The following is a 14,798-nucleotide window of genomic DNA, read 5'->3' on the forward strand; positions in this document are numbered from 1 at the left end:
CGGTTATTTCTTAAACAGGTTCGACCAAAATTTTTTCTCCACCCTTTTCTGGTTCACTTTGCCGGTCTTGCGGGTATTGAGGAGCCTGATTTCTCTTTTTGCCTCGATATAATCCGGATCCAGCTCAAGGGCCTTTTTGTAATAATCCTCGGCTTTCCTCAGGTCTTCGTTATATTTGTGTATAGAGCCGAGATAATAGTAGTTTTCAGGTACTTTGTCGTTTAACGCTATTGCTTTCTCGATTGATTTTCTTACCTCGTCAAGCACCTTGGATTTATCATCCGCGGCCAGGAACATCGTCCATGCGTGAGTTCCTATGTAGGCGGCTTCCTCGGGGTTCATGTTGAGGGCTTCCCTGGTTTTCTTTTCCGCTCCGACATAATCTCTTTGAACCAGTAACGCGACCCCCTTATTGAAAGCAATTTCAGCCTCGTATATATATTTGGCCTGACTTTTAAGCTCTGCAAGCTCTTCGCCGGAGTCGTACTGTTCTCTTTTATAGGGATCGTGGAGGGTTTCGTAAGCGGAGGTGAGTTTAGTAAATATTCCTTCCGCCTTTTCCCGCACGGCTTTTTCCGCGTTAGGCTTGACGTCAGGATGATATTGTTTAACAAGACTGTAGTAGGCGTTCTTTATTTCTTCACCTGAAACATCCCGTCCGAGTCCGAGAACTTCATAATAATCCTTTTCTTCCATTGCCGCATGAAACTCGTTCACCCTTGTGACAAATTCTTCTGACTGCTGTGTTTCCGGAATATCGTGCTCGACATTTAATTCATTCACCGCAAGCGCGGCCTCTTCGTCGGAGGCGTATTCTGCATCTTTAAAATCCCCCCACTGTCCGTCTGCCGCGTTTCCAGGTTCAGCCTCATTGTTCCCGGGCGGGGTTGTAGAGCCGCCTGATGAAGCTTCCTCGCCGTCTGGTTGTTCCTGAGAGTCAAGCTCCAGTTCCATACCCCCTTCATAAGGGAGGGAATAATCTTGTTCGGGTGGTCTTGCCTCAAGACCCTCGGGCGCGTTTATATCGTTTTCGGCTTGACGGGTTTCAGGCCCCGATTCATCTGCCGTTTCGGTTTTTTCTTCGCCAAGACCCATATGCCTGAGAGAGTCGTCCTGCTCCGGTTCGGGAGAAATATCTTTTTCGTCGGTATTTTCTCCCCATGTGTCCTCCGGGAGCTCAATCGCTATGTCTTTATTCTCTTGATCTTCTCCCGAATTAGAATGAAAATCATCTTTACTGGGTCCGGGTTCCTGCTTTATCGGGTCTTCACCGGGGATTTCGTTTTTTGCCTTTTCCTCAAAGAGCTCGGAGAAGTAATCGCTTCCGATTCCGATGTCATCCGGGTCTTTTTCAAGGGTTTCGTAAGTTAAGCCGGCCTCTTCCACGCCCTGTTCCTCTTCACTCTGGCTCTCACTTCCCTCGGGAAAGTTATATTGTTGATTATCTGTTTCTTCGAGGCCTTCCGGCGGTACTCGTGTTTCCGTATCGGGTATTCCGCTTGCTATATTGTTATCAATGGCCGGGGATTCTTCTTCCGTTTCGACCGGAGGATTCTCCGGCGCCGCGACGGGGCCCGTTTCAGCCGTGAAAAATCCCTCTTCGTCGAGCTTAAGGCCTTCAATCCGTCCGCCGTCCTGCAGCGTATCTTTTTCTTTGATATGCTTTTCCATCGACATTCTTCCTATCTCGTCTATGGAAATGTCGGTAATGCTGACTAATCCGAAGAGTGTCAAAAAGTATAGCAGCTCAAGAGCGTCACTCTTCTCCAGATTAGCTGTTTTTAGGGTCTGTTTTAGGCTCGCCTTGTTTTTGAGCAGCTGTACAAACCTTGACTCCGCCGGCTTCAGTCCCAGTTTGTTGATTTCTTTTTCCAGGTCGGGACTAGTTTCTATAAACGGGTCTTTTGCTTCGATGATTTCCGCGCTTATGTATCTTTTTACTCCAGCATAGATTACTTTCGGTAAATCAATACGGTACGAAACTATTTTATCCGTGAAGTCGCTGCCGCCTGCAAATTCGTAACTACCCTTTATGTAGTAAAATCCGCTTAGTATTTTCTCTTCGATCTGAAGTTCTAAAAAACTATTCAATTCGTGCGGTGAGGTGATTCCCATCTCGAAAAGGGTTTCCCCGAATTTTAGTTTTTTTTCCGAAGACATCTCGATTGCTTTTTCATACGTTTCCCGGTCTATCTGCCCCCTGTCCAGCAGAATTCTCCCGATAGCCGTTTCAATATCTCCTCCCTCTGCAAACACAGGCGCGCCGTTTGTGAAATAGATATGAAGGTTTGTACTCGAACTAAGCGACAGCACTCCGCTCCGCTTCTTCTGGTAAATGTCTACGAGTAATTCGGGGTAAAATATCGAGCCAAGATTTCCTTTGTCCCCAGACACGGGAGACGGTTCATTTGCTTCTTGATCTGAAAAATTGATCTTCAGGAAATCGAATAAGGAGTTAATGTGGGTTTTATCTTCAAAGATCAATACCGGTTTGGTCTGATTATTTATTTTCCGAGTGTTGGTAAAATCGACAACTTCGAATTCTTTTGAGGAACTTATTGAGCCGATGCGTGCGGAGCTTAACCCCTCCTCCAGAAGCTCGAGCACCGTTAAGTCGGGTTTCTCGTAAAAAATCCTCTCAAGCCCGTCCTTATGGTTTAAAACTACAGTTACCGATAAACCTCTGAGCTCCAGAAACTCCTTGATTACATAACAGTAATCCCTGTCTGTTCCTATTACGAGAGCTCTTTTCAACAATTTTACCTTTCGCTCCTCAATTCAAACGTTTATCCCTGGGCCGGAAATAGATCGGAATTAGGTATTATTTCCGCCTGCCGTCTCATATCCTGCAGCCAATTCCGTATAATCTCCGAGCGCTGTTTAGCTAATTCGAGTTCCCTTAATTCTTCTCTTTTGAGTTCGAATTCCTCGGACTTCGCGTCTTGCTTTTCCTTAAGTGCCACAATATAGAATTTATCCCTGTTTGCGTGGATTTTATCGGAAACGCCGGATCCTTCATCCAGCTCGAATGCTTCTTCCCTTAATTCATTCACGTTTATATCGGGAATCGTTTCCACGCGTGAAAAATAACCGGTTTCTTTGACCTCAAGCCCGAGCTTCTCCGCTTCAGCTTTTATTCTATCGCTTTTTACGGTCTTTAGCTTCTCAAGAGTTTCGTTTGCCTTACTGCGCGCAAGCTCTTTTGACTTCTCACTCTTGAGCGCAGCTGTAATGTCTTCTCTGGCCTCCTCGAGTGTTTTCTCGCGTGGTGGAATGACTTCCTTTAATTCCGTCACCCACAGAGCTGTCCCCACGGGAATAATAGTCGTTCTGCCCTTTTCCATACTGAAAATTTGACGCGCTACAGCGGGCGGGACTAGGTTCAGACTTTCTCTGGCGGAAACCGGTTCGCTTTCGTTTATAGTTACAGAGAATTCTTCTGCAATGGAATCTATCGTCTTCCCTTCCTCTTCGGGATTTTCCAGACTCGCCAGAAATTCCTGACGAAGAGCTTCTCCACGCCCGTTCTTGAGATTTGCTTCGATTTCCCCTTTTACATCCTCGAAGGGCAAAGGCTCTCCCTCCTCCGATAAAAACTCTTCGGAGTAGGCCTCATAATAAGACGCTATCTCTTCATCCGTAACATTCAGGTTTTGTCCGAAGTTTTCGGCTCCTAATACGATGTGCCGTATTTCTCTGAGCTCAGGTGTTTTGAGTTGGCCCTTATTATTCTCGTAGTATTCAGCAATTTCTTCTTCCGTCGGAGAATACTCGTCCCCAAAATCCTCTGCCGGGAAGGCTATGTAATAGAGATTTACCTTATCGTTCTCTTTCTTGAATACATTGTATATCTCGTCATCCGTGACCACGGCGGTTTCTTCGATAAAGTTCGAAAGCTTCCTTGCGAGAATTTCATCCCTGTACGCGTTTTCAAACTCCCCGACATCCTGATTGAAATATTTTCTGATGATTTGTTCGTATTGCTCCTTGCCGACGAATCTGCCCTCGGACTGAAACGCCGGGTCCGAGTGTATGGCATCGCTGAGATCATCATCGGTAACGTTGAATCCCAGGTCCCTGGCCTTTTGGGACATTAGTTTTAAGTTTATCAACTGACTGAGGGCTATGCCGTCGATCTGAGTGGCGTATTGCTCAGGCAGTTCCCCTCCCTCCTGGTTCAACTGCCTTTTGAGGCCCTCCCTGTACATATTAAAGCTGATAAGACTTATCGGCTCCCCATTCACCTCCGCCGCGGTTTGGCTTGGCACATGGGTTATCGCGCCCCAGTCCGCTAAATTGTATCCTATGCCCAGGACAAAGGTTACCGCTATGACAATCAATACACCTTTGGTAAACCAGCTGTGCTTGTTCCTGATTAGATCGAGACTCATAATATGGAATTCCCCTTATATTTGTAATTTCTAATAAAAATTTATATCACTTCCGGTTTAGTTTCAACAAATGCCCCAATTTGACATCGGTGCGGGGGACAGTGTCGCGAGCTGTATTTAAGCATTCCGACGCCACTTGTAATTCAAGCTTGTGAATACTGCCGCTTCTTATTCTTGACAGTCTATCCGCGCTCAAATATTCTTAACCCCTCTTAGGCATTAACATAAGTATTTAAGAAGGATTCATTCTATTTTCTTTATATTTAAAGGAATCTCCCTATGATAACTGCCCTGGGCGGTGGGGTCGGAGCCGCTAAATTCCTGGAGGGTCTATCTTCCGTAATCGGCGACGAATCACTTAACGTGATTGTAAACACTGGCGACGACATAAACTTGTACGGCCTTAATATTTCACCGGATGTGGATACGGTTATCTACAGACTCTCGGGCAGCATAGATAAAACGAAGGGGTGGGGTATTGGCGACGATACCTTCCACACACTTAAGACGCTCGAAAGATTCGGCGAGGAGACATGGTTTAATATAGGGGATAAGGATTTCGCCACGCATCTGTACAGGACTTATCTAAAAAAGTCCGGCCTTTCCCCGACCGATATAACGTCGAGGATAGCCGGGGCTTACGGCGTGAAAGGAAATATCAAAATACTGCCCATGACGGATCAGGATGTAGAGACCTGGATAGTCACGGATGAAGGGGAGATGCATTTCCAGGAGTATCTCGTAAAGAGGAGAATGAGGCCCGAGGTGATAAAGGTCATTGTCAAAAACATAGAACGGGCAGAGCCCGCCCCCGGAGTAATAAGCTCGATTGAGAACTCGCGGGGGATTATTCTCTGTCCGAGCAACCCAATTATAAGTATCGGCCCCATACTTAATATAGACGGAATAAAAAAAGCACTTAAGACAACTCATGCCAAAATCGTAGCTATAAGTCCGCTTATAAAGGGCGCGCCTCTTAAAGGGCCCGCGGACAAGCTAATGAAGGGAATCGGGCTTGAGGTTTCATCCGTGCAGGTCGCCAGGCTCTACAGGGACTTTCTCGATATAATGGTAATAGACACGAAAGACTCGCCGGAAGCCGGACAAATATTGGACATGGGCGTAGAGCCCCTTGTAGTCGACACTCTTATGTCGGACCCCGATAAGGCGGCGTCCCTCGCCTCATCCGTGCTTGGACAGCTCTAGCCGACTTAATAATTCAGCTTGACAAGATAAACCTGTTTGTGCAAATATACATAGGGCAATTGGGGGCGATTTGAGCTTGAAATACCCGTCCTGTATAATTTTTAGTTAGTGCTTGAACTATTAATTAGTTGTATTGGGTCCGGAGCCTAATTCATACAACGATTAACGATATTTGAGTTTCTCCGATATGAGGCATGAACATATGAGACTGGAAAGTTCGCAAAGTTGGTTGTCGGCTTTTCTGAAGGGTGAGACAAAGCCCTCGAAAAAACCTTCGCCCGAACTCGAGAAAACAGTTGAAAAGGCTCTCTCGAATGAAACTTTGGGACGCGAAGATATGCTGTCCATAGTAAATTCGAGCGTTGATGAGATACCTTGCGTGCTTCTGGCGGCATCGGAACTGAGAGACAGGGGCAGGGGAAGGACCCTTACGTTTTCAAAAAATGTTTTTGTGCCCCTTACACAGCTCTGCCGAAATCACTGCGGTTACTGTACTTTCAAGTATGAGCCCGGAGAAGGGCCTCTTTTTATGACGCCTGAAGAAGTTGTTGATATGGCGAAAAAAGGCGCGAGCCTTGGCTGCACGGAGCTCCTCTTTGTTACGGGAGACAAGCCTGAGCTCTTATATCCCGAGTACCGTAAAGCCCTCGGGAACCTCGGTTATGAAACTACTGCCGACTATTTGATCGCTATGGGAGAGTCCGGGCTCAGCGAAAATATATTTCCTCATACCAATCTCGGCCTCGCGACCCTGGGGGAGCTGGAGGCTTTCAGAGAAACCAATCCGAGCATGGGACTCATGCTGGAGAATATCAGCCCGAGGCTGCTGAAGAAGGGGCAGGCGCACTACAGGTGTCCGGACAAGGTCCCCAAGCAAAGGATCAAGACTATGGAGCTTGCCGGGGAGCTCGGTATTCCCTGGACTACGGGTCTCCTGGTCGGAATAGGGGAGACCTGGGAGGAGAGGATAGACTCGCTCCTGGCGCTTAAAGAGCTCTCGGACAGGTACGGCAATATCCAGGAGATTATAATTCAGAATTTCAGCCCGAAACCGGGAATCCTTATGGAAAAATACCCGCCTCCCGATTTCATCGAGATGTTAAAAATTGTCGCAATTTCAAGGCTTCTTTTCGGCGGGAGCATGAATATTCAGATACCGCCCAATCTCAATCCCGAGACTTATCCGTTGTTTGTCCATGCGGGTGTTAACGATCTGGGTGGGGTGTCGCCGATTACCATCGACTATGTAAACCCGGAGGCCCCGTGGCCCAAGCTTGAAAAGATGACGGCTCTCGTTCAGGAGATGGACTTCGAGCTGCGTGAGAGGCTGCCTGTTTATCCCGAGTACATAGACGATAAATATATTAAAAAGGAACTGCTGGAAGTTGTGAGAGGTTTTGTTGACGAGCGGGGCTATGTGCCGCTTGAGGAGGTGTCCAATGGACCAAATTAAAGAAGCGATCGAACGTATAGAAGAAAACAGAGTTCTCGGCCTTGACGGTATCCTGGGAAAGGTAAACGGCACGACTGGCCGGATTCTCGATAAGGCTCTTACGGGCGGAGAAATAACGGTAAAGGAAGCCGAAGAGCTTTTTAGCATAGATGATATGGACGAGATTTCCGCTCTGGCTATTTGCGCCGATGAGATAAGGAAGGTTGACGTCGGAGACGTAGTCACCTACGTAGTTAACAGGAATATTAACTTTACTAATATATGTAATACGTACTGCGGGTTCTGCAATTTTATGGCCCCTGAAGGGGATGAAAGAGCGTATTTTCTCTCCATGGACGAGATTGCGGACCGAACTAGGGAAGCGTGGGAAATAGGGGCTACGGAAGTATGCATGCAGGGGGGAATGCATCCCGATATAGACGGAAATTTCTATGTCGAGCTTATAAAAGCTGTCAAGAAAGCGGTACCCGATATGCATACTCACGCGTTTTCCCCGTTTGAGATATATTACGGGGCCGAGACGCTCGGCATAAGCGAAGAAGAGTTTATCGACAAGCTCAAGGACGTGGGTCACAATACTTTTCCGGGTACTGCGGCCGAGATACTCGTAGAGGAAGTGCGGAAGATAATAGCCCCGAGGAAGATGCCCACGGAGGCCTGGATAAGGATAGTTAAAAAGGCTCACAAGTCAGGAATGAGGACAACCTCGACAATTATGTACGGGCATGTGGACAGGCCGCGTCATTGGGCGGAGCACATAGGAATACTCAGGGATATACAGAAAGAAACGGGCGGGTTTACGGAGTTCGTGCCGCTCAGGTTTATCCCTTGGAACACGAGGCTTTTCAAACACTCCAAAGGGAAGGTTATGGAAGGCCCTACCGACCTTGACCAGTTAAAGATGTACGGTGTCTCCAGGCTCATGTTAAGGGGGCATATTAACAACATTCAGGTCTCCTGGGTAAAACAGGGGCCGGAATTCGCACAGTTCTCCCTTACGGCAGGCGCGAATGACTTTGGCGGGACGCTTATGGAAGAGCAGATATCCCGTTCCGCGGGAGCAAGCTACGGACAGTATTTCCCGCCCGAGGAATTCAGACGCCTGACCCGGGAAATAGGACGCATCCCCGCTGAGAGAACTACCACCTACGGAATACGTCAGATGTTTGATGGAAACGGGTCTAATTAAGGGTTTATACTGATTTGATTTAGTTAGTCTGTTATTTCCCCGTAAAGATCGTAGATATCGGTACCGGTAATCCTGATACTTACCGGGTCCCCGATTTTTAATTCTTTTGTGCGTGTGATATGCGTATAGCCGTCCACCTCGGGGGCCTGTGAGGGGATTCGCGCTATATAGCTGCCGTTTTCCCTCCCCTCGATGAAGCCCTCGTGAGTCGTGCCGATGAGGGACTCGTTCTTCCTTAAAGAAACCTCTGACTGCGTCTCCATAAGCCGCTCGTATCTCTCGTCTTTCACCTCTTCGGGTAGCTGGCCTTCCATAGTGCCCGCGGGCGTGCCTTCCTCCCGGGAGTATTTAAACGCTCCCGCCCTGTCAAATTCCGTCTCCTGAACGAAATCGAGAAGCTCCTCGAATTCCCGGTCGCTCTCACCGGGGAATCCCACTATGAAAGTCGTGCGCAGAGTAGGGTTGTCAATCCGCTCTTTTAGCTTGCGGATAATATCCCGTATCCTTTTGGAAGGAGTTTTCCTGTCCATTAATTTCAAAATTCTGTCGTTTATATGCTGAAGGGGCATATCGATGTATGGGAGGATTTTTTCTTCCCGAGCGATAAGGTCTACCAGGGAGTCCGTAAGTCCCCAGGGATAGCAGTAGTGAATTCTTATCCATTTTACATCCTCGACTTTCACAATCTCTCTCAGCATATTCTCGAGGCTTGTGCCAATGTCCCTGCCGTAGCTCGTCATATCCTGAGCGATCAGGTTTATTTCCTTTACTCCGCTGTTCGCCAGGTTGAATACTTCGCCCGTTATAGACTCGACAGTCCTGCTTTTCATGATGCCCCTCATTTTGGGTATAATGCAGAACGAGCAAGTCCTTGAGCAGCCCTCGGATACCTTTACGAACGCATAATGCGGCGGAGTGAGCTGAATCCTCGGTGTGTCGGGGTCGTAAATCGTCCCCGGCGGATTTCTGTGAACCGTGCACGCAGTGTTTCTTTCAAAGACCCGGGCGATATTTTGAAGGTTCCCCGTGCCCCAGAAAGCGTCCACTTCCGGGAGCTCCCGACCGAGTTCTTCCGAGTATCTCTCTACGAGGCAGCCGGTTACTATCAATTTCCTGCAGTTGCCGTTTAGCTTGTGTTCGGACAGCTCGAGTATGGTGTCGATCGACTCTTTTTTCGCGTCCCCTATGAATCCGCAGGTATTCACGATTATTACCTCGGCATCCTCTTCGGATGATATTTCATGTCCCGATTTTTTTAATGTCCCCGAAATTATCTCACTGTCCACGAGATTTTTTGAGCAGCCGAGGCTGACAACCGATATCTTCATGCGCGTCTCTTCACGATATGACTAACCCCGCCCGAGTCAAGCGTTAGCACTATCTCTCCCTTTTCGCTCTTTCCGAAAGTTTCGAAAGCCACCTCTTCGAGATATTTCGAAATAATGACATCGAGCCCCCTGGCCCCGGTCTGTCTCTTTATGGCTTCGTTAACGATGAAATCTACCACAACCGGCTCTATCTCGAGCTTAAAGCCCTCTTCCTCGAATTCCCTCTTGTAATTCTGAACCTTTATCTGGATTATCTCCTTGAGCGTCTCTTTATGCAGAGGAGAGAAGGGGACGATTCTGTTGAACCTCGAAATAAGCTCGGGAAGAAAGCCGAAAAGATGAAACTTCGTTATATCGTCTGCTTCCTCTTCGCTCATATTATAGGCTATGGATTCTTCATCTCCTCTGAATTCCTCGAGTATCTGCATAAATCCTACCCCGCGTCTCTCCATCAGGTTTCTTATGCCTGAAAAAGCTCCTACCGAAAAAAACGTTATGTCCCGTGTGGAGATGAGCGCTCTCGGGCCTCTGCTGGAAAAACCGAAATCAAGGGGTATCTGCACGTCCGTGCCTTCGAGTATTTTGAGCAGCTCCCTCTGTACTCCGTACCCGGAGACGTCTTTCGTGGTTCCCTGGCCTGCGAACCTGGCGCTGCTGTAGGCGCCCGCAATCTTGTCGAATTCATCGAGCACTATTACTCCGCACTCGGCGATGTCTATGCTCTCGTTCGCCGCGTAAACGAGCTGTACGAGTATATTCACCACGTCATCCCCCACATAGCCCGATTCGGTGAACTTCGTCATATCGATTATTACAAAAGGGAGCTTGAATATCTCCCCGAACAGAAGCTCGATGAGGTAGGTTTTACCGCATCCCGTCGGTCCCATAAGAATAGAGTTCGGTCTCGGAGGAAGGCTGGACCTGGGGGTGTTTTTGGTGTGCAGAAGCTTTAATCTCTTTACGTGCCGGTAAGCCGCAAGTGAGACTGCCCTTCTCGCCCCCGGCTGGCCTCTGTAGCCCAGCTTCTCAAGGTCACTGAAAATTTTCCTGGGCGACGGAAGAGGAACCGTCTGAATGAAGTCCTTCACGTAATAAACTTTTTCTCCTCTTCTCATCTGCTATCTGACCCCTGAGAGTACTATTCTATAAATTTTGTTTTTCATTTGCAAGCCAACCCTGATATTATACCACCCTTGGTATCGGATATTGAATTCCCGGGTTCGCTCGATTCAAACGGGGGCTCATTGTTAATTCCAGGCTTTAACTATGCGTTTTAACCGTTTGCTATGTTATAGCGAGCCCGTTGACTAAATAGACCACTATCATTATAATTTGGATGAAGAAGTTGATAGTTTACTTTAGAAAAGGAGATGGACATGAAATATATTACGGGATTGATTTTGGGAGTTTTATTGTTTGGATCCTCGGCTATGGCGGGAAATCCTCAAATAACCAATTACAGCTACAACCCCGGTGACGCTCTTCATCCTTTCAAGCTCCTTAGCCTCGCTATCAGGCCCCCGATCGCAATAACCAACGTTTTCGTAAAGGGCGGATACTGGGTGCTCGATTCGGATCCTATCAGAAGGGGATTTAATATCGAATACAGTCCCACCATCAATATAGACGAGGACTATTAATCGTAGATATTAATCCGTCGGGTTGTATCTGAACGCCTGTTGGACGGAAGCTCAGTCTTTCATGAACATTTCAAGTACGGCCTTTCCGACGTGTAATTTATTTTCGGCCTGATTGAATATAATCGAGTTAGGTCCGTCGGCCACATCGGAAGTGATTTCTTCCCCTCTGTGCGCTGGAAGACAGTGCATTACAAGTACGTCAGATTTTGCGTGTGAGAGAAGCCCTTTATTTACCTGATACGGCTTCAGGGTTTTTTTTCGCTTCGCTGTTTCATTTTCCTGACCCATGCTTACCCAGACATCCGTGTACAATACGTCTGCTCCCACGGCTGCCTTTTGAGGGTCATTCAAAATTTCGACATTGGGACATTCGGCTTTTCCTCGGTCGCTCAGCGCTTTGAAATCGGGTTCGTATTCTTTAGGGGCCGCTATGGACAATTTAAACCCGAGAATTGCCGAAGCGCCAATAAAGGAGTTTACGATGTTGTTTCCGTCGCCTATATAGGCCATTTTCATATTCTCTAGGTCAATTCCTTTCTCCACGATGGTAAAAAGGTCCGAGACAATTTGTGTGGGGTGCTCGAGGTCGGTAAGAGCGTTTATAACAGGCACGCTTGAGTATTCGGCGAATTCCTCGATTCTCTCCTGCTCGTAAGTTCTTAGAATTATACCGTGCAGATATGACGAAAGGATTTTTGCCGTATCCCCTATAGTCTCTCCCCTTCCAAGCTGCATGTCGCCGGGGTTCATATATAGAGAGTTCGCGCCCAGATCGTATATAGCCACTTCGAATGAGACCCTCGTTCTGGTGGAAGACTTTTCGAAGACGAGTCCTATGGATTTACCTTCGAGCGTGCTCCGCTGCTTGCCCGATTTCTTCTCGGTCTTAAGCTCGGAAGCGTTCTTGAAAATGTCATAGAACTCTTTTTTTGTTAAGTCTTTTATTTTGAGAAAATGTCTTGGCAACTCAAACCTCACCGAGCGTTTCGCGTATAATTTTGACAGCGTAGTCTATTTCCTTTTCACTCACAATAAGAGGAGGGAGGATTCTCATTACTCTCTGTTCCGTAAGAATTGTAAGCAGTCCCTTCTCCATGCATTTCGTGACTATTTCCTTTGCTTTTTCCTTTTTCCTGAACTCGATCCCCAGAATAAGCCCCCGGCCCCTCACGTCCTTGATCAGCTTTCCGTATGTATCCTTGAGCGAATCAAGCTCCTGTAGAAAATATTCCCCTTTACTCGCCGTATTGTCGAGAAGGCCTTCTTCCGCGATAGTATTCAGGACCGCAATACCCGCGCTCATAGCGAGAGGGTTCCCCCCGAGAGTCGTTCCGTGTACTCCGGGCGTAAAGTGCTTCGCGACTTTATCTGTCGCCAGAAACGCGCCGCACGGTATTCCGCCCCCGAGCGCTTTGGCCAGGGTCATTATGTCGGGTTTAATGCCGGAGTGCTCGTACGCGAACAGCTTCCCCGTTCTGCCGATCCCGACCTGTATTTCATCGAGGATGAGCAGCGCGTTATTCTTCCTGCAGAGTTTCCTTACTTCTTTCAGGTAATTTCTGTATGGAATGATAACGCCGTTTTCCCCCTGCATAGGCTCTAATATCACAGCGCATATTTTTTTATCCCGAAGGGCCTTCTCGAGAGGCTCTATTTTAGCGTAGGGGACTGGCTTGAATCCGGCTAGAAGCGGCTTGAACCCCTGTTGATACTTCTTGTTCGTAGCGCTCAGCGCTCCGAGCGTTCGTCCGTGAAAGGAATCGCGCGCGTGCACTATTTTATACCTGCCGCCGTTTGCCTCTCCCCATTTCCTCGCCAGTTTTATAGCGCCTTCATTGGCCTCCGCCCCGCTGTTGCAGAAAAACACCTTGTCGGCAAAAGAGTTTTGCACAAGTATTCTTGCGAACTCGGCCTGCTGATCTATATGAAAAAGATTACAGACCTGCATGAGTATTTTTGACTGATCCCGGACGGCCTTTACCACTTTCGGATGGCAGTGTCCAAGATTGTTAACCGCTATGCCGGTAACAAAATCGAGATATTTTTTGCCGTCCGCGTCCCATACCCAGCACCCCTTTCCCCTGGTCATCGCTATGGGGTACCGCCCGTAAGTATTCATAAGATACTTGCCGGTGGCTGAAATTATCTCCGCCGTCGTCAAATCAGTATCTCCGTTCCGATTCCCGAATGAGTGAAAATTTCCAGTATGAGCGCGTGCTCTATCGTTCCGTCTATGACGTGCACTTTTCTCACCCCTTCATGAAGCGCGTCTATCGCGCACATTACTTTGGGTATCATGCCGCTCGATATTACTTCGCTTTTTATCAGTTGCTTCGCCTCTTTCTCCGTAAGGCTTGGAAGCAGGTTATTTTCCCTGTCGAGTATTCCGGGAACGTTCGTCAACAGGATCAGCTTGACGGCGTTTAGCGCGCCCGCGATTTTTCCCGCGACATGGTCCGCGTTAATGTTAAACGTTTCCCCCCCTTCGCCAAAGCCGATCGGGGCTATAACAGGTATGAAGCCTGAGTTTTCGAGTACCTTGATAAGCTGCGGGTTTACCGATTCCACCTCTCCGACCATGCCGAGGTCCGCGCCTTTGGGGATTTGCACGCCGTGGTCCCTTGCGAATTTCTTAACGTCGAGCTTCTTGGCGAGGATCATTTTCCCTTCTTTGCCGGATGTGCCTACGGCTTTCCCCCCCATCGAGTGAATCGCCTCTATTATCTTCTGGTTTATCTTTCCGACAAGCACCATTTCGGCTACTTCCATTGTCTCTTCGTCCGTCACCCTGAGCCCCGCTATGAATTCCGATTCTATGCCCAGCTTCTTCAGATGGTTCCCGATCTGCGGCCCCCCCCCGTGAACTACCACCGGGTGTATGCCCACATATTTCATGAGCACTATATCGCGGGCGAAATTCTGGAGGTCGTCGTCCCCTACGCTCCCGCCGTATTTAATGACTATCGTTTCCCCGTAGAACTCTTTTATGTAGGGCAGGGCTTCGACTAGAGTTTTGGCCTTCTGGATCAAGTCTTTCATCTGATTTTATTCCGTGTTTTATTCTATAAGAAAAATAAGCTGATTATTATAAAATAAATATGGTTCTATGCCAATTAATTCTTTTTTTCGACGAGCCTGAAAAGTCTGACGAGCTCATCCCGGCTACCATGTTCAATTTAGGACGCTATGCTGCTTCCCGTTAAGAACCTGTTAGAAATAAGATGGTAAAATGTGTTGGAGAAACGTATAAGGAAAGGGAGCAATGGAATGAAGAAAATGGATTTCAAAGTTAAAACAAAGATAGTGCTCGAAGTTTGCCGGGGGTAGCTATTTCAGAGCTATGAGACGAGCTTGCTTGATGAGTTTTTATCCGAAACTTATAGAGCGCCTGAATTTGGAGAGGCGGCGGAAAAGTAAACCGCCTCCGTAAAAAGAATCAAGCGCTAAAATAAATAATCGGCTCATTTGCCGTTGAATTAAAAAAACAAAGGTTATTTTTGGCGCGAGTTTTTCAGGCTTAAGCCTGGGTGAGTTTTTAACGAGTAATTAAGCTTCTGTATCTTGACTGTAATGTGACGATTTATTTCAAGG

General features: G+C 47.7%; 11 protein-coding genes. 4 read left to right on the plus strand and 7 right to left on the minus strand.

Features of this window, described 5'->3' with window-relative positions; genetic code table 11:
- Positions 1-3: 3 nt before the first annotated feature.
- Both RIG61_09395 and RIG61_09400 read right to left on the minus strand, forming a co-directional pair.
- Positions 4-2,754, minus strand: coding sequence for a DnaJ domain-containing protein (locus RIG61_09395; GenBank protein MEQ9619372.1), 2,751 nt, complete (start codon positions 2,752-2,754; stop codon positions 4-6).
- A gap of 32 nt (positions 2,755-2,786) precedes the next feature.
- Positions 2,787-4,391 carry a SurA N-terminal domain-containing protein gene (locus RIG61_09400; GenBank protein MEQ9619373.1) on the minus strand — a complete coding sequence of 535 codons (1,605 nt, stop codon included), beginning with the start codon at positions 4,389-4,391 and terminating at the stop codon, positions 2,787-2,789.
- Positions 4,392-4,670: 279 nt separating this feature from the next.
- On the opposite strand from RIG61_09400, the gene cofD reads away from it, so the two are divergent.
- From cofD to cofH, 3 genes are all read left to right on the plus strand, one after another.
- The gene (cofD, locus tag RIG61_09405; GenBank protein MEQ9619374.1) at positions 4,671-5,597 is read left to right on the plus strand and encodes a 2-phospho-L-lactate transferase; all 927 of its coding nucleotides are present in this window, start codon (positions 4,671-4,673) and stop codon (positions 5,595-5,597) included.
- A gap of 202 nt (positions 5,598-5,799) precedes the next feature.
- The gene (cofG, locus tag RIG61_09410; GenBank protein MEQ9619375.1) at positions 5,800-7,050 is read left to right on the plus strand and encodes a 7,8-didemethyl-8-hydroxy-5-deazariboflavin synthase CofG; all 1,251 of its coding nucleotides are present in this window, start codon (positions 5,800-5,802) and stop codon (positions 7,048-7,050) included.
- Complete coding sequence (gene cofH, locus RIG61_09415) at positions 7,037-8,239, plus strand: 5-amino-6-(D-ribitylamino)uracil--L-tyrosine 4-hydroxyphenyl transferase CofH (GenBank protein ID MEQ9619376.1); 1,203 nt, start codon at positions 7,037-7,039, stop codon at positions 8,237-8,239. Before cofG ends, cofH begins: the two co-directional genes overlap by 14 nt.
- 23 nt (positions 8,240-8,262) lie before the next feature.
- Here the strand turns inward: cofH and rimO are convergent, their stop codons facing one another.
- On the minus strand, positions 8,263-9,567 hold the full coding sequence (rimO, locus tag RIG61_09420) for a 30S ribosomal protein S12 methylthiotransferase RimO (GenBank protein ID MEQ9619377.1): 1,305 nt from the start codon (positions 9,565-9,567) through the stop codon (positions 8,263-8,265).
- Positions 9,564-10,682 carry an AAA family ATPase gene (locus RIG61_09425; GenBank protein ID MEQ9619378.1) on the minus strand — a complete coding sequence of 373 codons (1,119 nt, stop codon included), beginning with the start codon at positions 10,680-10,682 and terminating at the stop codon, positions 9,564-9,566. Before RIG61_09425 ends, rimO begins: the two co-directional genes overlap by 4 nt.
- A gap of 261 nt (positions 10,683-10,943) precedes the next feature.
- Here RIG61_09425 and RIG61_09430 point away from each other — a divergent pair, with 261 nt between their 5' ends.
- On the plus strand, positions 10,944-11,207 hold the full coding sequence (locus tag RIG61_09430) for a hypothetical protein (GenBank protein ID MEQ9619379.1): 264 nt from the start codon (positions 10,944-10,946) through the stop codon (positions 11,205-11,207).
- Between the two features lie 51 nt (positions 11,208-11,258).
- Here the strand turns inward: RIG61_09430 and argF are convergent, their stop codons facing one another.
- Genes argF through argB form a run of 3 tightly spaced genes read right to left on the minus strand, consistent with a single transcriptional unit; the run spans position 11,259 to position 14,246 of the window.
- Positions 11,259-12,173, minus strand: a complete 915-nt coding sequence (gene argF / locus RIG61_09435) for an ornithine carbamoyltransferase (protein MEQ9619380.1) — start codon at positions 12,171-12,173, stop codon at positions 11,259-11,261.
- A gap of 1 nt (position 12,174) precedes the next feature.
- Positions 12,175-13,368, minus strand: coding sequence for an aspartate aminotransferase family protein (locus RIG61_09440; GenBank protein MEQ9619381.1), 1,194 nt, complete (start codon positions 13,366-13,368; stop codon positions 12,175-12,177).
- The gene (gene argB / locus RIG61_09445; protein ID MEQ9619382.1) at positions 13,365-14,246 is read right to left on the minus strand and encodes an acetylglutamate kinase; all 882 of its coding nucleotides are present in this window, start codon (positions 14,244-14,246) and stop codon (positions 13,365-13,367) included. The genes RIG61_09440 and argB overlap by 4 nt, the downstream gene beginning before the upstream one ends.
- Between the last annotated feature and the right edge of the window lie 552 nt (positions 14,247-14,798).

The sequence above is a fragment of the Deltaproteobacteria bacterium genome (genome assembly GCA_040223695.1).
Classification (GTDB): domain Bacteria; phylum Desulfobacterota_D; class UBA1144; order Nemesobacterales; family UBA2774; genus JAVKFU01.

Excerpts from the sequence above, each read along its gene's own strand:
- RIG61_09400 (MEQ9619373.1), bottom strand. The coding sequence starts at position 4,391 with ATGAGTCTCGATCTAATCAGGAACAAGCACAGCTGGTTTACCAAAGGT.
- cofD (MEQ9619374.1), top strand. The coding sequence starts at position 4,671 with ATGATAACTGCCCTGGGCGGTGGGGTCGGAGCCGCTAAATTCCTGGAG.
- cofG (MEQ9619375.1), top strand. The coding sequence starts at position 5,800 with ATGAGACTGGAAAGTTCGCAAAGTTGGTTGTCGGCTTTTCTGAAGGGT.
- cofH (MEQ9619376.1), top strand. The coding sequence starts at position 7,037 with ATGGACCAAATTAAAGAAGCGATCGAACGTATAGAAGAAAACAGAGTT.
- rimO (MEQ9619377.1), bottom strand. The coding sequence starts at position 9,567 with ATGAAGATATCGGTTGTCAGCCTCGGCTGCTCAAAAAATCTCGTGGAC.
- RIG61_09425 (MEQ9619378.1), bottom strand. The coding sequence starts at position 10,682 with ATGAGAAGAGGAGAAAAAGTTTATTACGTGAAGGACTTCATTCAGACG.
- RIG61_09430 (MEQ9619379.1), top strand. The coding sequence starts at position 10,944 with ATGAAATATATTACGGGATTGATTTTGGGAGTTTTATTGTTTGGATCC.
- argB (MEQ9619382.1), bottom strand. The coding sequence starts at position 14,246 with ATGAAAGACTTGATCCAGAAGGCCAAAACTCTAGTCGAAGCCCTGCCC.